At 49.2% G+C, this 18,211-nt stretch carries 18 protein-coding genes, 1 tRNA gene and 1 pseudogene; 10 read left to right on the top strand and 10 right to left on the bottom strand.

Going from position 1 to position 18,211, the window contains the following annotated elements; translation table 11 throughout:
- Window positions 1-8 precede the first annotated feature (8 nt).
- Together ggt and CODIS_RS03055 are read left to right on the top strand one after the other, a co-directional pair.
- Complete coding sequence (gene ggt, locus CODIS_RS03060) at window positions 9-1,712, top strand: gamma-glutamyltransferase (RefSeq protein ID WP_069121262.1); 1,704 nt, start codon at window positions 9-11, stop codon at window positions 1,710-1,712.
- A 377-nt stretch (window positions 1,713-2,089) separates the two neighbouring features.
- Window positions 2,090-2,362: an Lpp/OprI family alanine-zipper lipoprotein gene (locus CODIS_RS03055; protein ID WP_069121261.1), complete on the top strand. Its 273-nt coding sequence runs from the start codon at window positions 2,090-2,092 to the stop codon at window positions 2,360-2,362.
- A gap of 78 nt (window positions 2,363-2,440) precedes the next feature.
- On the opposite strand, the gene CODIS_RS03050 is transcribed toward CODIS_RS03055, so the two are convergent.
- Entirely contained in the window at window positions 2,441-3,337 is an 897-nt protein-coding gene (locus CODIS_RS03050; protein ID WP_235615113.1) for a L,D-transpeptidase family protein, read from the bottom strand.
- 596 nt (window positions 3,338-3,933) lie between these two features.
- Between CODIS_RS03050 and CODIS_RS03045 the strand changes: the two genes are divergently transcribed.
- From CODIS_RS03045 to CODIS_RS03030, 4 genes are all read left to right on the top strand, one after another.
- Window positions 3,934-4,689 carry a ParA family protein gene (locus CODIS_RS03045; RefSeq protein ID WP_069121457.1) on the top strand — a complete coding sequence of 252 codons (756 nt, stop codon included), beginning with the start codon at window positions 3,934-3,936 and terminating at the stop codon, window positions 4,687-4,689.
- Window positions 4,690-4,746: 57 nt separating this feature from the next.
- Window positions 4,747-5,052 (top strand): STAS domain-containing protein, encoded by a 306-nt coding sequence (locus CODIS_RS03040; protein ID WP_069121259.1) that lies wholly within the window; start codon window positions 4,747-4,749, stop codon window positions 5,050-5,052.
- Between the two features lie 132 nt (window positions 5,053-5,184).
- Window positions 5,185-6,276 (top strand): redox-regulated ATPase YchF, encoded by a 1,092-nt coding sequence (ychF, locus tag CODIS_RS03035; RefSeq protein WP_069121258.1) that lies wholly within the window; start codon window positions 5,185-5,187, stop codon window positions 6,274-6,276.
- A gap of 54 nt (window positions 6,277-6,330) precedes the next feature.
- Window positions 6,331-6,407: transfer RNA gene (locus CODIS_RS03030), tRNA-Met, on the top strand.
- A gap of 153 nt (window positions 6,408-6,560) precedes the next feature.
- On the opposite strand, the pseudogene CODIS_RS21280 reads toward CODIS_RS03030, so the two are convergent.
- The 3 genes and pseudogenes from CODIS_RS21280 to CODIS_RS03020 all read right to left on the bottom strand — a co-directional run.
- A pseudogene (locus CODIS_RS21280) lies at window positions 6,561-6,692 on the bottom strand (DUF4172 domain-containing protein); the annotation flags it as partial.
- A 306-nt stretch (window positions 6,693-6,998) separates the two neighbouring features.
- Window positions 6,999-7,763, bottom strand: coding sequence for a HEAT repeat domain-containing protein (locus CODIS_RS03025; protein WP_069121257.1), 765 nt, complete (start codon window positions 7,761-7,763; stop codon window positions 6,999-7,001).
- Window positions 7,764-7,818: 55 nt separating this feature from the next.
- Window positions 7,819-8,580: a hypothetical protein gene (locus CODIS_RS03020; protein ID WP_069121256.1), complete on the bottom strand. Its 762-nt coding sequence runs from the start codon at window positions 8,578-8,580 to the stop codon at window positions 7,819-7,821.
- Window positions 8,581-8,741: 161 nt separating this feature from the next.
- Between CODIS_RS03020 and CODIS_RS03015 the strand changes: the two genes are divergently transcribed.
- The gene (locus CODIS_RS03015; RefSeq protein WP_069121255.1) at window positions 8,742-8,987 is read left to right on the top strand and encodes a PepSY domain-containing protein; all 246 of its coding nucleotides are present in this window, start codon (window positions 8,742-8,744) and stop codon (window positions 8,985-8,987) included.
- Window positions 8,988-9,240: 253 nt separating this feature from the next.
- Window positions 9,241-10,584: an alginate export family protein gene (locus CODIS_RS03010; RefSeq protein WP_069121254.1), complete on the top strand. Its 1,344-nt coding sequence runs from the start codon at window positions 9,241-9,243 to the stop codon at window positions 10,582-10,584.
- Window positions 10,585-10,591: 7 nt separating this feature from the next.
- On the opposite strand, the gene CODIS_RS03005 is transcribed toward CODIS_RS03010, so the two are convergent.
- From CODIS_RS03005 to CODIS_RS02995, 4 genes are all read right to left on the bottom strand, one after another.
- Window positions 10,592-12,019: an ATP-binding protein gene (locus CODIS_RS03005; protein WP_069121253.1), complete on the bottom strand. Its 1,428-nt coding sequence runs from the start codon at window positions 12,017-12,019 to the stop codon at window positions 10,592-10,594.
- 6 nt (window positions 12,020-12,025) lie between these two features.
- Window positions 12,026-12,220, bottom strand: coding sequence for a winged helix-turn-helix domain-containing protein (locus tag CODIS_RS21680; protein ID WP_083220536.1), 195 nt, complete (start codon window positions 12,218-12,220; stop codon window positions 12,026-12,028).
- Window positions 12,221-12,223: 3 nt separating this feature from the next.
- Window positions 12,224-12,679, bottom strand: a complete 456-nt coding sequence (locus CODIS_RS03000; protein WP_162420111.1) for a response regulator transcription factor — start codon at window positions 12,677-12,679, stop codon at window positions 12,224-12,226.
- Between the two features lie 944 nt (window positions 12,680-13,623).
- A complete protein-coding gene (locus CODIS_RS02995; RefSeq protein WP_069121252.1) occupies window positions 13,624-14,535 on the bottom strand; it encodes a hypothetical protein in 912 nt (303 codons plus the stop codon).
- Between the two features lie 276 nt (window positions 14,536-14,811).
- On the opposite strand from CODIS_RS02995, the gene CODIS_RS02990 reads away from it, so the two are divergent.
- Complete coding sequence (locus tag CODIS_RS02990) at window positions 14,812-16,125, top strand: ammonium transporter (RefSeq protein ID WP_305782079.1); 1,314 nt, start codon at window positions 14,812-14,814, stop codon at window positions 16,123-16,125.
- A 76-nt stretch (window positions 16,126-16,201) separates the two neighbouring features.
- On the opposite strand, the gene CODIS_RS02985 is transcribed toward CODIS_RS02990, so the two are convergent.
- Window positions 16,202-16,624 (bottom strand): 6-pyruvoyl trahydropterin synthase family protein, encoded by a 423-nt coding sequence (locus tag CODIS_RS02985; RefSeq protein ID WP_069121250.1) that lies wholly within the window; start codon window positions 16,622-16,624, stop codon window positions 16,202-16,204.
- Between the two features lie 124 nt (window positions 16,625-16,748).
- Here CODIS_RS02985 and CODIS_RS02980 point away from each other — a divergent pair, with 124 nt between their 5' ends.
- Complete coding sequence (locus CODIS_RS02980) at window positions 16,749-17,237, top strand: hypothetical protein (protein WP_069121249.1); 489 nt, start codon at window positions 16,749-16,751, stop codon at window positions 17,235-17,237.
- Between the two features lie 16 nt (window positions 17,238-17,253).
- Here the strand turns inward: CODIS_RS02980 and CODIS_RS02975 are convergent, their stop codons facing one another.
- Window positions 17,254-17,922, bottom strand: a complete 669-nt coding sequence (locus CODIS_RS02975; protein WP_069121248.1) for a 4'-phosphopantetheinyl transferase family protein — start codon at window positions 17,920-17,922, stop codon at window positions 17,254-17,256.
- Window positions 17,923-18,211: the final 289 nt, after the last annotated feature.

The following is an 18,211-nucleotide window of genomic DNA, read 5'->3' as shown; positions in this document are numbered from 1 at the left end:
CAAGGTCAATGCGGTCAAACGTTCTCAAAAAGGCTCCCACGTGGGGCCTTATTCTTCTCTTCTTCATCTGTTTTCAGCTGGCGGCGGCTGAAAGACCCGGATCTGCCGCCATCGCCACGGCCCACCCGCTGGCCACTGCAGCGGGCCATCATCTGTTGCGGGCCGGGGGGAATGCCTTTGACGCGGCGGTGGGCGTGAGTGCGGTATTGGCGGTGGTCGAACCCTACAGTTCGGGTATCGGTGGTGGCGGCTTCTGGTTATTGCATCGAGCCAGTGACGGTTTCGAGACCATGCTGGACGGTCGCGAACGGGCCCCCCTGGCAGCTGATCGCGATCTCTATCTGGATCAAGCGGGAAAGGTTATCCCGAATCTTTCGATCGATGGAGCACTGGCGGCCGGAATACCCGGTGAACCTGCTGCCCTGGCCCATTTGGCTCGGTACTACGGACGCCTGTCGCTTGCCGACTCACTGGGGCCGGCGATCAGATTGGCCAGGGAGGGATTCAAGGTCGACAGCCACTACCGCAGAATGGCAGGCTGGCGTCTGGCTGTCTTGCGTGCCCATCCCGCTTCGGCCGAGCAATTTCTGCAGCAGGGTGAGGTGCCTGTGGAAGGTACCCTGATCAAGCAGCCGGATTTGGCGGAGACCCTGGAAAGGATTGCCCTGCATGGGGCGGATGGTTTCTACAAGGGCGAGACTGCCCAACGCCTGGTAGATGGCGTGAGGGCGGCAGGCGGTATCTGGAGCCTCGATGATCTGGCCAGCTACCGGGTAGTCGAACGGCAACCGATTGTCGGTCGCTACCGGGGATTGAAGATCACCAGCGCGGCGCCTCCCTCATCGGGGGGTATAGCCCTGGTGACCATGTTGAATATCCTGCAGGGTTTTGATCTGCAGTCCCAGGATGAACCGTTGCGCACCCACCTGCTGGTGGAGGCGATGCGACGCGCCTATCGGGATCGCGCCGATTACCTGGGTGATCCCGACTATGTCGACATCCCCGTGGATGCCCTGACGCATCCCTGGTATGCAGCCGGTATGGCACACGATATTCAGCTTCACCGCGCCAGTCCGAGTGTGGGTAACATTCCGCCTGCGCCGGAGGGGCAGGACACCACCCACTTCTCCATACTCGATAAGGAGGGAAATCGGGTGGCGGCCACCCTCAGCATCAACTATCCCTTCGGCTCCGGTTTCGTGGTGCCGGGTACCGGGGTGCTGTTGAATGATGAAATGGATGACTTCTCCGCCAGTCCCGGCGTGCCCAATGTGTATGGTTTGGTCGGCGGTGAGGCGAATGCCATTGCAGGTGGGAAACGTATGTTGTCGAGTATGACGCCGACCTTCGTCGAGGATGATCGGCGGGTAGCTATTCTGGGCACCCCTGGCGGCAGCAGGATCATTACCATGGTGTTGCTGGGTATTCTGGAGATGGCTGACGGAAAGGGGCCGGACAGCTGGGTGGAAAGGCCGCGTTTTCATCACCAATACCTGCCCGACATGATTCAATTCGAACCGGATGCATTCAGCGATTCTCTCAAGCAGCAACTCACGGCAATGGGTCACAATCTAAAGCCTCTCGATCGCCAATACGGGAACATGCACGGGATATTGTGGGACAAGAGAGAGGGTAAGGTTGAAGCGGCATCCGATCCCCGAGGTCTGGGATTGGCCCAGGTAGTGAAGACGAGTTCTCAAAATAGAGAGTAAACAGGCCACGAAGTTGTGGGAAAAATTTGAAAAAAGTTCTTAAATTTGGAAACTTGCCATTGAATTTGTTTGAGTTTTAGCTCAAGCTTTCGTGCCAGATGCTGCTACTCCTTCACCTGGTTCTTGTGGATGCAGCAAGATAGGGAGCCAGCAGCGACCACTGTCATGCCGGTATTGGTAGAAATCTTTACCTTCGGTTTGACACGTAGAGGACTGTTTGTTGAGGGTCCTTGGGGAGGAGTATCCCAAATTGGCCGTGCATGCAGTTTATTCCAGGGCCTATTTGGGAAGCTCTACATCAGCGCGACCAGGTAGAAGGGGTGTGTAGCTTTTGCACACAATGTAATAAGTAATCCGTAGAGAGATCGAGAGTAATTATGAAAACCACCATGATGAAAACCGCCGCAATGATTCTTACTGTTGGCTTGTTTGCAGGTTGTGCTACAAACAACGGTCTGAAAGAGGAAGTCGCCAACGCACAGGCTGCTGCTGATGCTGCCATGAAAGCAGCCAAAGAGGCGCAACTGGATGCAGCCACCGCTCAAGGTACTGCTGATGCTGCTCTGAAGGCGGCCAACACCGCCAAAGACGCCGCTGAAGCTTGTAGCGAGCGTTGTGGCCGTATGTCTGAGAAAGCAATGGCCAAATAAGACCGGCGCCGATCGACGATAGAACCCACGATGGGTGGGTTTTAAGACCCCGGCAAGTAGAACGCCTGCCGGGGTTTTTTAATTGCCGTCCGCGACGGCATTCTCCCGCCACAGGTAAAGTGGCATGGGTATACCGGTCTTCTGTTCAATGAAACTGTGCAGCTGATCCCAGTCCGGCCGACGCTTATCCTCGCCCAACTTCCCGATCACCGCATTCACCAACTCGGTGTAGTTGTTGCCCCGCTGTTCGACATACTCGGACAATGGTGGATGTACTTGGACATAGAGTTCACCCTTCCGCCAGCCGGCTTTAAAGGGTTTGTCGATAATTCTGACCGGGGCGCCAACATCCACTTCCTCAAAAAAGTGTTCGACATTTTCAGGGTAGAGGCGGATACAACCGTGACTGACCCGCATCCCTACACCATAAGGTTTGTTTGTGCCATGTAACAGATAGCCGTTCATGCCCAGGTAGATGGCGCGATTTCCCAATGGGTTATCGGGTCCGGGCGGTACGACGGGCGGTAGTGGATCACCTCCCTCTTCATGCTCTTGAAGGATCGATTCCGGCACAGTCCAACTCGGGTTCTTCTTCTTGCCGATGATGGTGGTCTCGCCGGTAGGGGTGCTCCAACCCTCTCGACCTATGCCGATCGGGTAGGTGATTACCACGGGGCGGTCTTGCGGAAAGTAGTAGAGGCGTAGTTCTGCCAGGTTGATGACCAGTCCCTTACGAGGTCCCGGGGGCAGGAGATACTGCTGGGGTATGACGATTTCCGAGCCTTCTCCAGGCAACCAAGGGTCCACATCGGGATTGGCCGCGACCATCTGCCGATAGCCGATGTCATAGGTGCGTGCGATATCGGAGAATGTCTCTTCATAGCGCGTGGTCAGCATAAAGATCTGTCCCACCACATCATCTCCCTCGGAAGGCAGATCAAAAGTGACGGCCCGGGCAGTTCCCAGGGCGTACATACTCAATAAAAATGTTAATAACAATTTCAAAGGCATAACTACATTCGCGCTAACAGCTACTAGGGTCTGTTAACACTAATCCAATACGCCCTGCTGGGGCTGTTTTTGTGCCCAGCAAGGCAGAATGAGCGTAGTGTAGTTATTCTACATGAGCGAATGATAACGCCGCTGGGGGCGAAAACAGCCCCAGCCCTTCGGGTTGCGCCCCGAAGGAAGTGCCCTTGGGGTGCGCCTTGATTGGCGCTTTTTCAGACACAACAGGGCGCATTGGATTAGTGTTAACAGGCCCTAGTTTACCTGAGGATTGACTGTTTTAGGTGAAAAATATGGGGCAGTTACTGCTTCACAGGGATATGGATTGTGTAAATCGCTATGCAGTTCCTGAAATCGCTGCGTTGGATCGGATTCTAAAGAATTGGGTTCCCGGGTCGATAGCTTGGATGATATTGGTATTTTTCTTTTAAGATCAAGAACCTCTGAAATTTTGGCGCCTGGCAGGCCGATTCGTGGATCAATCCGGGGTGTCGACATAAGGCGGTTAGGTCTCTTACACGGTGATGGCGGCAGAATTCCCCTCAGCGGCGGACAGGACAGGCATGCGACGAATTGCGTTAATCAATCAAAAAGGTGGTGTGGGAAAGACCACGATCACCACCAATTTGGGGCATGCGCTGGCGCTTGTCGGTCACAGGGTCACTGTGATCGATCTGGATCCGCAGGGTCAGCTGGCGTCCAGCTACGGTATCTTTCGCGCGCCTTCGAAGGGGATCGATCAAGTGATGTTGAAGTCTCAGGATCCGGCCTCGGTGAAACAGGGGATCAGGGATATGCTGACATTGATTCCCGCCGGTAATCGTTTACAAGAGATCGAGTATCTGCATGACGGAGGCGCATCAAGGGCCCGGCTACTGAAGCAGGCACTGGACGGTGTATTGGATGATCAGGCATTTGTCCTCTTCGATTGTCCACCTTCGTCGGGGTTGTTGGTGGCGAATGCCATCTTTGCCGCCGATGAAGCGCTGATTCCCGTAAGCGGTGATCACATGTCATTGAACGGATTGGCCAAGATGCTGATCACCATAAAGAAGTTCGAACCCTACCTGGACAAACCCTTGCGCAAGTGGATTGCATTAAATCGCTACTTTCCCCGTAGACGGCTCTCCATGGAGGTTTCTGAGAAGTTGAGGAAGCACTTTCCTGATCAGCTGGTCAATACCCCGATACGGGAGGCGGCAGTGATTGCAGAGTGCCCGGGCATCGGGCGCACAATTTTCGAATACAAGCCAGGCAGTCAATCGGCGAAGGAGTTTCAGACGCTGGCAACGGAGTTGCTTGAGGGCGATCCCGGGTAAAGCTTGGCCGATACATGACGATATTTAAAGCATGCATACAAGTGGCAAGGAGATACAATGTCCATATCCAGCGAGCTTTCCTCCGATGAAAAAAGCGTCACCATAGTGGTATCCGGACGGTTTGATTTTTCCACCCATCAGGCGTTCATGCAGGCGTATAAGGCCTTTCCAAGGGGTGAGAAAAATTATGTTGTAGATCTGACCAATGCCGAGTATCTGGACAGTTCCGCGATGGGCATGCTACTGCAACTTCGTGAGCACAGTGCCAAAGATACCGATGGTGTGATTCTTAAAAACGGTAACGAGGCAGTGCAGGATGTGCTGCGAATAGCCAATTTCGGTAAACTATTCGTCATTCAGTAGTGATTGATCTCGGCACAGCACTGTTTTCTGACAGCGGTTCATAAAGCAGGGCGCCGGTAATGACATCAGAGGGCTGCCCATCGGCCCTCCTTTCCGGTATGCTTGCCCCTTTTTTTCCAGGGGTCGTTCCAGATGGGATTCAAATGCGGTATCGTGGGTCTGCCGAATGTCGGTAAGTCAACCCTGTTCAATGCCTTGACCAAGGCTACAATCGCAGCGGAAAACTACCCCTTTTGCACCATCGATCCCAATGTCGGTGTGGTGCCCCTGCCGGATGCCCGCCTGGATGTGATCGCATCGATAGTCAACCCGCAAGCCGTCATCCCCACCAGTATGCAGTTCGTGGATATCGCGGGTCTGGTCGCCGGCGCGTCAAAAGGGGAAGGATTGGGGAATAAATTTCTCGCCAATATCCGCGAGACAGACGCCATCGCGCAAGTGGTACGCTGTTTTGAAGACAGTGACGTGGTGCATGTGGCCGGTCGGGTCGATCCGGTCAGGGACGTGGAGGTTATTAATACCGAGCTGGGCCTGGCCGACCTGGAGTCGGTTGAGAAGGCGCTTGAGAAAAGCGTCAGACAGGCCAAGACCGGTGACAAGAAGGTATTGGCGCGTAAGGCCTTGCTGGAGAGGGTACGCGACCATTTGAACGAGGCGAAACCGGTTCGCAGTATGGAATTGGACGACGACGAAAGGGAGGAGCTCCGCGATCTGTTTCTGCTCACGATCAAGCCGGTACTCTATATCGCCAATGTGGCGGAAGACGGTTTTACAGGCAATCCTCATCTGGATGCCTTATCCGCCTTGGCGGCTGGTGAAGGCGCGGAGGTGGTCCCGGTTTGCGCCGCCATTGAAGCTGAAATAGTCGAGCTGGATGAAGACGAAAGAGGTGAGTTCCTGGCCGACCTGGGGCTGGAGGAGCCGGGTTTGAACCGGGTGGTCAGGGCAGGTTACAAACTACTGGGCCTTGAAACCTATTTCACCGCCGGTGAGAAAGAGGTGAGGGCCTGGACCATACCTGTCAGCGCCACGGCACCACAGGCGGCCGGTGTCATCCATACAGATTTCGAACGAGGCTTTATTCGTGCCGAGGTCGTGGCCTACGAGGATTTTGTCGCTTGTAAAGGGGAGCAGGGTGCGAGAGAAGCCGGTAAACTACGATCCGAGGGCAAGGAGTATTTAGTCAGGGATGGCGATGTCATCCACTTCCGATTTAACGTCTGATATTGACAGGGGGGTATGGCAACAGTATATTCCACGCCCTTCACAACAACTTCTGGCAAGGTAGCTCAGCTGGTTAGAGCACAGCACTCATAATGCTGGGGTCGGCAGTTCGAATCTGCCCCTTGCTACCATATGCAAAAAGGCCTGACGAGCATCAGGCCTTTTTCATTTCTATAGCTTTCAGGTCGTCTGGTCAGTTTTGATTCAGGGTTCTGCGTATTGCTCCAGGCCAGTTGGACCTGAGTACTAGGCCTGATCTCGGTCAGTCTATCCCCAGCGTTGTTCTAGACGCCCATAATGGCCGGTACAAGCGAATAACTAGTGCTGCGTCCACCACCTGGGTCTTTTTGTAATGCATTTCGTTCAATAAGATCCAGAATGTCCCGGTAAGCTGTATCTTGCGAGCACTTTGCAAGATTATTCTCCGTATTGACCTCTTCCATGCCCGTTTCAGCTCTGGTTGGACGGCTAATTCGATTTAGATACCAGCCCATGCTTACTGGTCACAGTGCGGATAGTATTGCGGACACCTGCCTAAGCTATTGAATTAAAAGGCTAGAATTCGATATTGCCCATCATGCAAAGATTTATACCGATCTCAATAGATTATTCTCGTATCCAAACTAGAGATAAAAACATTAATGGTAGTGATTGTATTCAGCTGGTTCTGTCCTTTTGAGAAAGGGTGGAACAGAATTAACGAACATAGCTGAGATCTACCGTTAAAAGTCAATTGCTATTTCATCCAAGATAGCAGCTACATTTCGGCGTATTCTCTCTTCGGAATCATGCCTTAGATTGTTTAGATAATGCATTGATGTTTCTCTCCCGATCTCTCCCAATGCCGCCACGGCATTTAACCGTATATCATCATTTTGGTCCGACAACAGAGCTGCCAACGCATAAACCCCCTGTTCGCTTTCAAGTTCAGCGATAGCCCAGATTGCCGCGATCCTCACTTGCAGGTTTGGGTCATAGAGAGCGGGCTCTATATAGGCGATCATAGAGTCATTCATTTGCATACTGAGTGACTCAACGACTGTTGCCCGTATGACAGGATTGGGATCGTATAGGACATCAATAAGGGGATGATTAATTTCACTATGCTTATATCCGCTGATCGCATTTACTGCTGCTAGACGCAGTACAGCTTCACTATGGGATAACATGGGTTGTAAGTGATGCATTGTATCTATAGCGGATAGATTTTTATCTTCAACCATTTCTATCCATTGGAGCTCTGCAGAATATCTCTCTTCTGGCGGGTTAATTGGGGTATTATTCAATATTTCCGGATTTTCGCCCTGCACAGTTTTATCTACGTTGCTCGAGTCTTGGTGGGATATGTCTTGTGCTGGAGACGGCTTATTAGATTGTTCTATAACATTCTCGTAAATAGCTATCTCGTTGTGACTCTGGGTACTACAAATCCAATAACCACCAACAATCACGAATAGAGCCAGCAGTATAGATCCTGTAACTTTCATAGCAGTCTAGCTCCTGTCTTAATGCCCCTCCCTAACGGGAGGGGTTTGGTCAGTATCATTCAACAATAAAGCAGCTTTCAACCGCAGATTTATTACCGCTCTCTGCCCTAACGAGAATTTCAAACTTATATTCACCCTCCTCTGACAGAGTAAAAAAATCTGGATCAGCGACGGTCCATTGTGTTAGGTCACCAGGTATGATGCTTGTTGACTTGTAATCCGTGTCATCGATCTCAACAACAACTTCATAGTAACGAACCACTACATCACCTTCCTTTCCCAGTTCGTTGTGTGAACCGAGTACCGGTTCCCATGTCAAGGTTACCGGTGCATTAACGACAGGTAGTAGATCAGCATCACAGTCTTCTGCTGCTGGCATACCATTGACGGTTACATTGTCAGGAGCGGCAGGAATAACATGAGATAGAAATACTTCATTTTCACGCTCCTCCCCATCCAGAGTGATGCCCTCTATTTCGTAAATTCCCTCAGGAAACCGTTTAAAGAAATGCGCAGGTTCAAGTTCATCGAAAGTCGGTTCAGCACTCTCGAAAAAAAGCTCGGTGATACCCTGTCGTTTGAGGCGTCCATTTGCCCGTAAAGTCATCATGCGGCGCTCATTGGGATCCTCAATTTCTAGACGTTTCCACTCATCCCCATCCACTTTGCCATGAATACCGAGATCGCCATCAGTATCATTCAATTCGAAGAATAGTTCAGCTTCATCGAATGGTATATCCTCACCTGCAATACCAGTTGATGATGCAAGAATAAAGCCCGCAGTGATAAAATAGATGGGTAGATTTACATGGTTCATTTTACTTTCTCCTCTGTTGATATTTGATATTTACAGACTCCATGCATAAGATATTTTGTACCCATGACCTGAAATTAGCCTGATATTAAACTGAATGTTTACTGAATATCTTTAATCAGATTACACTCATGTCGTTATGAATCATCTTCAGGAAGCAACACATGAAAATAACCACATCGATTTTTATTGGGTTTATGCTTTTTGCTAGCCAAGCTGTTGCGCTAAGTAAAAGTGATGTCAGAAAAATTATAAAAGAAGCCTATCCCGGTGCGAGAATTAGTGAAGTTGAAAAAGAGACTTATAAGGGAGAAAAGATCTATGAAGTAGACTTCAGACATGATGGCAATAGACTTGAGGCCATCATTGGGCTTGATGGAAGTATCATTAAGGTTGATATCGACGATTGAGTACATAATTAGGCAGTGACAGAGACAATAAAACCTTTACCACAAACTCTATATAAATAATTTGCGGTTCAGGAAATTATTATTTTTTATTCAAGATTGTTTTTGCTATGCTTTTTTCTAATCCTTGCGTCCTCGTTTTAATGGTGAAGATGTAAGCTGGTGAGCATATACCAGCTCCAGATTAGGCCCTGCTAGCCTCATACTTCATGGAGAGTTTAATTTACCTATCTGAAGATAACCTGAGGATTGGGCATTGCGGCAATTAATTCCGGTCACCATTATTTTTAGCCTCTTGCATGCATCGCCTGCTTCTGCGCAGAGCGGCGGACACCTTTATGCCGATTTCGAAATTGACATTGAATTCAACGAATTAGATGGCTTGAGCCTTGGCAGTGAAGCTGAGCATAATCGACTGGTAGAGCAGGAAATGGAATTCGAATTCGATTTCGAATACTGGGTAAACGACAAATTTAATCTGTTCTTTACCGGCGCATTGATTGATGAAAAAGAAACCATAAAAAGTGCAGACATGAAAAACACGCGCACTGGATTGGAGTTCAGAGAACTGGGAGTTGCCTTTTTATTTGGCGATATCATAGATTCTGAAATAAATCTTGGGCGCGTAGAACATGAAAGCATCAGCCAGTGGTGGTCCTGGTGGGACGATGAATTGGATATCATCAGTTTGCAGTTGTGGTTTGGTGACTTTGAGACTTTTCTTGCCATGGCTGAAGAGCAGGCGCCAGAATCTACGGATGAGGATTTTATTGATCCTGAACTGGACGATGTTCAACGTCTGATTTTCAGTATGAGCTGGGAGATCATGGATGGACAGTTCCTCAACTTTTATTACCTCAAGCATGATGACAAATCGCCTAACTATCGGGTAGGCGATCTTGAAGATATTGAGAAGATCGATGAAGAAGATGCTGACTTAATCTGGAAAGGAATCAGTTATGTTGCCGGGATTGAACATCACGTGATAGGAGAGATCGATCTGGAACTTCACTATTCCGAGATAAGCGGTAGATCTGCTATCTATGAGTTCGAGGATTCATCTTCAGGTATCGTTGAAGTCAGTGAACGGGAAGATGAACATATCAATGGCACGGCCAGCGGCTACTTGCTGCGCTGGACACCTCGCGAAATGGATGAGTTCTCACTGATTATCGCTGGCGTAAATGGGTCTGGTGACTCTGATCTGGGAGACCGTCATAACAAATCTTATCGTCAAACCGGTTTGCAGGGAGATCTTGAATCCTACGGCGAGCTATATCAGCCGGAAATATCCAATCTTAAGGTCAACATGTTTGGCCTTCAGTGGCGGATAGCTGAGAACATGTCGTTTGCATTGATGCACTTTGACTACAGGCAGGATAAGTTATCGGATGAAATACGCGACGCTACTATCGAGGTGGACCCATCTGGGGCTAGCCGTGATTTAGGCAAGGAGTTGGATCTGGTCTATAGCATAGAATATGAGGAAACCTTGGAACTGTTTTTCACTTACGCTAAATTCAAGCCAGGCAGTGCTTATGCCGAATACCGGCAAGACTCTATTGACTATATCGGTATCGACTTCGCCTATAAATTTTAATAGCCGATCACTCCAGTACCAGTGGTACACCGGAAATAGTTACCATAAACATGCTCTGGCTATCCAGATCCAAGCTAATATCAAGTTTAAGAATTCGTGCCAAAGCATACACTAGTGTGAGACCAAGGCCTGAGTGACTGGTTTTTCCTTGTGATTTGTTTTTACGCCAGAAGCGATCCTTCATGTGTACTATATCTTCCGGTCTCAAGTCAGTAGCGACATTCTTGACCCTGAGTACGATGTGGTCATTCTTAATTTCCACGCTTAACTTAATATCTGCTTCCTGTGGACTATAGTTGATCGCGTTGACAAATATATTGCTGAGTATCATCGCGAATTTTTCCCGATCTGTGGAGATTATCAGGCCCTCTGGTATATGTTTGACCAAATTTTTACTAACCTCATGCTCATTGATCGCCATTTGCCAGACCGAATCACAAAAATCAGATAGCAGGATCTCTTGCGGATCGCTATTCAACAGGCCTGCATCAGATCTCGCCAGCTCAAGAAGGGTGATGACCACCTTCTCCATCTGGTTGGAAATTTCACTCACATCCCTGAAAAATTCAGTGAGCTGTTCTCTGTCATCCGGTATCATCTGTCCCACTTCGGAGAGCGTTTTCAATTCGGAGAGTGGTGTGCGCAGTTCGTGAGCAACATTGGACGAAAAGCGCTTTTCCCGCTCAAATGCAGATTGCAGGCGTACTAGAAAATTGTTTAATTGGTCTATAATTGGCTTGATTTCAAGACTTTGCTCACCTTGTTGACTCAGACGCACGCTTAAGCTGGATTCATCAATTTCGCTCACCTGTCTCGCCAGTGTCGAGAGTGGCAATAGACCTCTTCCAACCAGGTGCCAGACCAGTAAAGAGGTGGCCATAAGTACAACAATGACGATGGTAAAGATGGTGAGCCCAATTGCAAAAAGTGTATCATCAAGGGTTCTTCTTTCTCGGGCATAGACCAGCGAGATCGGTTTGGGCTCAGGAATCTCGACAACTCCCTCCTCATCATCTATCTCAACACGGGGCATAAAGTTGATCTCAATCAAGCGCCCGGCACGACCATCCGGCAGTTTTACATCAGCGAAATGATGCCTCTCCAGCCCAATACCGATCAACGGCAGGTTAGAGTCCGATAGCGATGGTGATTTAATGAGTAACTGAGTGCCAAGTTGCCAAAGCTGGTAATAGTGTGGATTCGGTCCTAACTCGAATTCGTTCATTACGCCATCCTCGGCAAAATCAAATTCAAGACCCTCCTCGTCGAGTTCTGTCAGGGAAATCAAGGCCTTAGCCTTGTCGAGCAATGAAGTATCATAAACTGTGATTACTTGCTGTGAAATCCGCAAATAGAGGAACACCGCAGTTAATGATAAAACCACGACCAAGGTACCGATGATGGTGAGATTTAATCTGCTGCGGATCGATTTCACGGGACTCTATTCAACCAAATAACCGAATCCGCGCCGCGTTTTCACAAGCCCAGGGGCACCTGATGCCTTCAAACGTTTACGTAGCGAACTTATATGTGCCTCTACTGCATTACGTGTTACGTAGCTGGCAGCGTCGTAAAGCTGATCTATGAGCTGATCGTGGGAAAAAACGCGTCCACGTCGGCGAGCGAGATATTCCAGTAGTTAAAACTCATGCGGTGTAAGACTAACTACATTTTCATTAAAGCTTACCTGGCGCTCCACTGTATCTATTTTGACACCCTCTATTTCGAGAACAGGATTTTTGATTCCAGAGTGACGTCTGTTCAAAGCCCGAAGTCGCGAAACGAGTTCATCAAATGAAAAAGGCTTGACCATATAGTCATCCGCACCGAGATCAAGACCACGAATTCGATCTTCTGTCTGATCATTCGCAGACAGAATCAGTACTTGGCTATTATTGCCTTGACTACGCATGGTCGATAGTACATTCAACCCATGTATCTTCGGCAAAACCAAATCGAGTATGATCGTGTCATACCGATTCAGTTTTATAAAAGTCAACGCCTGTTCACCGTCAAATGCCTGATCTACTGAAAAACCATGTCTTTTCAGACCGGCATATAGTGATCGTTGCAGGCGAATGGAATCTTCAACCAATAGTATTTTCACAATCAATATATGGCTTGAATTACAGAACAATCAGCAATGTAGTTGATCATCTTAGATAAAATCTGCTCAGATATACACTCTAGTCTAGCGTATCAACCTGATATTTTGCTGAATATTAGAGTATGGGTTCATTGGGTTTTTAATTAGTAAAAAAGTTAGGATTTATGTTGCTTTAATTATAATTAGCAGATCTCGATTCCGATTTTAGTCTGTTGGGTATTTATCAATCCCCGGGACAACACCACTGCCGCATCTATCTGAGTTATTAATGTTAGAGTGTTAACAGGCCCTAAGATAATTTTCGCTACAGAGAGAAAATTATCTAACATATTTTCCCGAGGTTTTTATTGTCGCTATTATAGAATGTGACCGGTCGATGTGAATTAACTTGGTTTGAAATAATTTCAATCAGAGAATCGGGATATTATTTTAATAATACGAAACCCTTGCTCTCTTTATTTTCAGCAACAGCAGAATAGATAGAATTCTTAATTATCGTAATTGATTTCTTTCTAGTCTTTGTTATCTCTCGGAGCAACCTTAAAAAACCGCAATACAAGAATGCTGCCGAAGAAATGGTTTCCTGGAATTAGTATTTGTGCCTACGCCTTTCAATGTTACGGGGCCGTGATTGGGGAATTTGGCTTCTACCGTGACAGGCTTCATTTCCGGAGTTGCAAAATTCATTACAATACCTCGATATCTGTTTTCTTCTTACTGTCTAAAGTGGTGCTGATATGAGAGGCTGCTGTCTCTGCAAGACTTGAACATTCATCATGTGCCCAAGGATATAGCGCTGAGCTGTGGATATCTGGCGACGTTCAAAGGTTGTCATGATCTCTGCTGCTTGTGCCCCTTGCTACCATACGTAAAAGGCCTGACGTTCATCAGGCCTTTTAAGTTTCAGTAGATCTCAGCCAGTCCGCAATGGTTCAGGATTCTGCCGTGTTGCTCCAGGCAAGTTGGATCTGGGTGCTGCGTCGGATCTCGGTCAGCCTCTCACCGAATTCATGGATATTTTCATCCAATAGGGCGGATAATTCGATCTTTCCTGTGCGGGCGGCGACCAGTTCCTGACGCTTTTCTCGCAGTTGTTCGAGCTCTTTGCGGAGATGGATATCTCTGAGGTAGATCACATTGGGGGCAGTCACCTGACTCATATTCTTTCGCAATGCTCTGCTTGTGAGCAGGATCTGCTTGTCCAGTAGGTAAATTTCATTGCTCAGGTTATTGATCACATCCAGTTGCTCATCCCAGATTGCAAACAGATTGTCGACACCCTCTTCCACCCAGTTTTGTATCTCCTGCAGGTGCTGCTCCTTAAGCATCCGCAACACATGGGAGTCGGACATGGAAATAATGTACTCAAATACCTCGAGCCAGCTCTCTTCCCGATCGTTGAAGAGTTTATCCATGTAATGCAGCATGAGTCCTACCGGTTCGGTGTAGTCGTAACCCGCGTAGGATTTGCTGACTGTATTCATGATATCGGCGTAATTCACGGCGGTGCCGATAAAGGCCTTGTCGTCTTCCAGTTGGATGCCTTTGGCGTAGATCGTAGTCAGCCGGTTGAGCATGCGAATATATCCGTCGTCCTTGATCTGGCTCTTTTCCGAACGGATGAAACCGGAGATTTCGGTCAGTAATGCACGCAGCTGTTCGACATCGGGATCACTGTGCTTGCGCCCGAGCAACGACTCCAGGTAGTCGAAATACTGTTTGATAATTTGGCACGACTCTTCCTGAGCCAGGACGGGAAGCCGCTCGACAGAGTTGATTCTGAAGGGTAAATCCTCCAGGTTTGTTGAATGATCTTGGTTTAGGTTCCGGTACAGGTTGCTCATAGCCTGGCTATATTCCCAAAATACCCTATGATTTACTAGATAAATTATATTAACATTTTCTAATATATCAAGTATTTTAGTTATATAATGTTGTGAAATTCATTGTCATAAAAATCCTATCGGCTTGCTTATCAATACCTTGAGGTGTGCTTGAGGTTGGAGAAGCCGATAGTACTGATGGCTTTAAAGTAAGTAATTTTCATCCATTTAACTTAGAATGCAACGTTTGGTCTCATGCCCAAGGGTAAAACTAGATTTGATGAGTTGGGGGGAAGCGTGATTGGTAATAAAAACAGAAGGTTAAGCGGATTGTTGGCGGCTGTGCTATTTATGCCGGGCCTGTGCCTGGCGGATGATGCCGTCCTGAATGGCGCAAATACGGGCTGGATCATGGCCGCCACAGCGTTGGTGCTTTTCATGACCCTCCCTGGCCTGGCTATGTTCTACGGCGGTCTGGTGAGGACCAAGAATGTCCTCTCGGTCCTCATGCAGTGCTTCGCGATCGCCGCTATGGTCTCCATTCTCTGGCTAATCGCGGGATACAGTCTGGCTTTCGGTGAAGGTAATGCCTGGGTGGGTGATTTCAGCAAGGTGCTGATGGCGGGTATCGGACGGGAAACCCTCTCCGGCGATATTCCGGAATCCCTCTTCATGCTGTTCCAGATGACGTTTGCGATCATCACGCCCGCACTGATCGTGGGTGGATTCGCCGAGCGCATGCGTTTCTCTTCGATGCTGCTGTTCAGCGCCATCTGGTTGTTTGTGGTCTACGTGCCGATAACCCATTGGGTCTGGGGCGGCGGCTGGCTGGGCAGCATGGGTTTATATGATTTTGCCGGTGGCACGGTGGTACACATTACCGCTGGTGTGGCGGCACTGGTAGCGGCCATGGTGATGGGGCCTCGCCATGGTTTCGGTACTGCTTCCATGATGCCTCACAACATGACCATGACCATTGCCGGCGCGGGCATGCTTTGGGTCGGGTGGTTCGGTTTCAACGGCGGCAGCGCGCTCGCTTCTGACGGCAACGCCGCCATGGCGATGCTGGTGACCCACATCTCCGCTGCAACTGGCGCCATGACCTGGCTCGTCCGCGAATGGATCAAATTCGGCAAGCCCAGTGCCTTGGGCGCTGTGACCGGGATGGTGGCCGGCCTGGGTACGATTACACCCGCATCGGGTTTTGTCGGCCCTGCGGGGGCTTTGGTGATCGGTCTGCTCGCAGGTGCGATCTGTTTCAGTGCCACCAACTATCTGAAACAGGTGTTGAAGATCGATGACTCCCTCGATGTCTTTCCTGTCCATGGGATAGGCGGTATCCTCGGCACCCTGCTTGCAGGGGTGTTTTCCTCGACCTCGCTGGGGGTCTTCTCCGGATATGGTTTTGCCGATGGTATTCAGACCATGGGTGGGCAATTCAGCGTCCAGTTAATAGGTGTTGTGACAACTGTTGTCTTCACCGGGATTGCAACCTTCGCAATCCTGAAACTGGTGGATGCCCTGTTGGGATTGAGAGTCGACAAGGATCAGGAGATCGAGGGTCTGGATATCGTGCTGCACGAAGAGCGTGGCTATAACGAAATCGGCTGAAGCGGTTGCAGCACATATGGGCCGTTAATCTGTATCAATGGTACGGCGCGTTTAAGACAGATTCTAGGTATTTGCGTTAACAGGCCCTAGTTGATGGATCGCTTCTATAACTGGCCAATGCGCTGTCTGTTTCGAATATGGCTACCTCGACGACCGGAAAGCCACCGGCTTCCACATGTTCAAAGATCAGCCGGGCTATATTCTCCGCTGTGGGGTTTGTATCCATTACATATACGGATTCTCCAGCCTGTTGCAGCAGAGGGAGAACCGGATCATCGCTATGTAGCAACATATTGTGATCCAGGGTCTGGTCGATCCAGTTTTTCACATAGTCACCGATATCGGAAAAATCGCACACCATACCCAACGGATCGAGTTGTTCGGCCTCCAGGCGGATAACGGCCTTTGCATTGTGGCCATGCAGGTGACGGCATTTCCCCTGGTGGTTGAGGAGTCTGTGGCCGTAACAGAAGTGGATCTCTTTAGTGACTGAAAACATCTCGTGAAACGTGGCTCTGGAAAAGGGGCTCAGTATAAAGCCATGATTGACGGGCTGCCAGTAGTGGTAAAGGAATCAATATCGATGCCGCTAAACTGATAGCGATTTTAATCTGTGGACGGTCATGAGCGAAGAATCAGAAAGCGAAGAGTTCGAGGTGATATTCGTGGCACGAGAGGCTGTTGGACATCTTCGGCGTCTTTCGCGTGATTTTCCCCACCTCGCCACCCAGCCGGTACGTGTAGCCATAGACACCTGGAATGAGGAGATGTTCCAAAAGGGGGAGTTGGTCCTTGTACAGAAACAGCGTGCCAAGGCCGAGCAAGACGCCCTGGAGAAGCGTGCCATCGATCTCATTGAAGAGAATCTCGTGGACGATGTTCTCGATCAGTTGAACCGGGAATCAACCAAGGAGATCGACTATTCCGATTTGATCGATATGGTTGGTAAAGACCGCTATATAGAGGCCCTCACAAGGGAGGCGGTTGAATTGAAAGTCAATGCAGTCTCTTCGGAACAGGCAGCCGAACTCTGGAACAATTGCGGAAAACCCACCGTAGGAGGTGAAAGGTGGACTGCCACCGGGGTTTCCGTGCTGATGGGAAAAAGTTAAAAAACCAGGACACGTATCAACGGCTCTGGACTGCCACCGGCGTGCCGGGTGTCAGAAAGCAGCCTGTATAGAGATGTTCCTCCGCGATCAGATAGCCACCGTGAAATTTCAGATGGTGTGGAAAATCTATTTTACATGCCGCAGTGGGTCTGAATTGAAACCGCTGCCGTGAGATATCGACATCCAGTGTGACCGATTGAAAGCCGAAAAAGCGTCCGACCAGCGGGTAGTAACATTTGTAGAGGCTCTCTTTGGCGCTGAAGATCAAGCGTCGCGGCAGATCCTGGTGACGCTGCATGAATGTCTTCTCATCCTCGGTGTCGATGTAGCGGGCAATTTTCGGTTTTAATGGCTTGAGCGGTTCCACGTCTATTCCCAGACTGATAATCTCCCCTTCCACTGCGCAGACGGCGACACAGCTGTCATCACAGTGGCTGATACTGCCGACATATCCCCGGGGCCAGATCGGTTGTCTGTCTTCACCACGCAGCAGCGGACCGTCCGGGGCATCTAGTTGTTCCAGGGCTGCGTGGGCCGCATTGCGGCCGGCACGGAACTGCCGCTGGCGCTTTTTGATACTGCCTTGAATAAGTCTTTCCTCTTCCGTATGAACGGGTGTTTCCCACATCTCATCAGTGGCATTGACGATCACGGCATTTGATGGGAAGAGTGGAGAGAGGTCCATGCTGCGAGATTGTGTCTGCTGTTTTTCCGGGGTTGGATTGTAGCATTGATGTCGGGTCGTCAGCGTCGGCTTATTGCCGGCGAATGGATTCAGCTATCAGAAGACAATGCCAGGTAAATGTAAAATAAAAAAGAAGGGGATTCCTAAAAATCGTATTTCACTCACACACGATTCAACCATTTAACGATATATCCAGTGATTTCATTCACAGATTGCTCCATTCATTGTGAACTTTTAAGCGCTTGAGAGTTTTTTCCCAAATCGCAATCCTGTCCGTCCATACACTGAA

Origin of the sequence: Candidatus Thiodiazotropha endolucinida (assembly GCF_001715975.1) — a bacterium.
Classification (GTDB): domain Bacteria; phylum Pseudomonadota; class Gammaproteobacteria; order Chromatiales; family Chromatiaceae; genus Thiodiazotropha; species Thiodiazotropha endolucinida.
Note: the sequence above shows the minus strand (reverse complement) of the source record. Positions and strands in the feature narration are given on the sequence as shown.

What these genes read in the sequence shown, in the direction of transcription:
- ychF (WP_069121258.1), top strand. Translation starts at nt 5,185, where the DNA reads ATGGGATTCAAATGCGGTATCGTGGGTCTGCCGAATGTCGGTAAGTCA.
- CODIS_RS03045 (WP_069121457.1), top strand. Translation starts at nt 3,934, where the DNA reads ATGCGACGAATTGCGTTAATCAATCAAAAAGGTGGTGTGGGAAAGACC.
- CODIS_RS03015 (WP_069121255.1), top strand. Translation starts at nt 8,742, where the DNA reads ATGAAAATAACCACATCGATTTTTATTGGGTTTATGCTTTTTGCTAGC.
- CODIS_RS03040 (WP_069121259.1), top strand. Translation starts at nt 4,747, where the DNA reads ATGTCCATATCCAGCGAGCTTTCCTCCGATGAAAAAAGCGTCACCATA.
- ggt (WP_069121262.1), top strand. Translation starts at nt 9, where the DNA reads ATGCGGTCAAACGTTCTCAAAAAGGCTCCCACGTGGGGCCTTATTCTT.
- CODIS_RS02980 (WP_069121249.1), top strand. Translation starts at nt 16,749, where the DNA reads ATGAGCGAAGAATCAGAAAGCGAAGAGTTCGAGGTGATATTCGTGGCA.
- CODIS_RS02985 (WP_069121250.1), bottom strand. Translation starts at nt 16,624, where the DNA reads ATGTTTTCAGTCACTAAAGAGATCCACTTCTGTTACGGCCACAGACTC.
- CODIS_RS03050 (WP_235615113.1), bottom strand. Translation starts at nt 3,337, where the DNA reads ATGTACGCCCTGGGAACTGCCCGGGCCGTCACTTTTGATCTGCCTTCC.
- CODIS_RS03020 (WP_069121256.1), bottom strand. Translation starts at nt 8,580, where the DNA reads ATGAACCATGTAAATCTACCCATCTATTTTATCACTGCGGGCTTTATT.
- CODIS_RS02995 (WP_069121252.1), bottom strand. Translation starts at nt 14,535, where the DNA reads ATGAGCAACCTGTACCGGAACCTAAACCAAGATCATTCAACAAACCTG.
- CODIS_RS03025 (WP_069121257.1), bottom strand. Translation starts at nt 7,763, where the DNA reads ATGAAAGTTACAGGATCTATACTGCTGGCTCTATTCGTGATTGTTGGT.
- CODIS_RS02975 (WP_069121248.1), bottom strand. Translation starts at nt 17,922, where the DNA reads ATGGACCTCTCTCCACTCTTCCCATCAAATGCCGTGATCGTCAATGCC.
- CODIS_RS03055 (WP_069121261.1), top strand. Translation starts at nt 2,090, where the DNA reads ATGAAAACCACCATGATGAAAACCGCCGCAATGATTCTTACTGTTGGC.